Here is a 259-nt window from a genome sequence, read left to right as displayed (position 1 = left end):
AGGAGAAATGAGCGAGATCGCTTTTCCCTTTTGTCCCGCACGACCTGTACGTCCAACACGGTGAATATAGCTCTCCACGTCGTTCGGCAAATCGTAGTTAATGACATGCGTCACGCCTTCTACATCAAGCCCGCGCGCTGCAATATCCGTGGCGATCAAATATTGGAAACGAATTTCGCGGAATTGCTTCATCAGCTGTTCACGCTTGTTTTGGGACAAGTCGCCATAAAGTGCTTGGGCAGACAGTCCATTCTCCTGC

Annotated in this window: 1 protein-coding gene; it reads right to left on the bottom strand. The window is 50.2% G+C overall.

Annotated features, from left to right (window positions below; genetic code table 11):
- On the bottom strand, window positions 1-259 hold a 259-nt coding region (locus SB773_RS32855), incomplete at both ends, for a helicase-related protein (RefSeq protein ID WP_410594594.1).

Source organism: Bacillus sp. SIMBA_074, assembly GCF_046534555.1.
GTDB lineage: Bacteria > Bacillota > Bacilli > Bacillales > Bacillaceae_G > Bacillus_A > Bacillus_A mycoides.
Note: the sequence above shows the minus strand (reverse complement) of the source record. Positions and strands in the feature narration are given on the sequence as shown.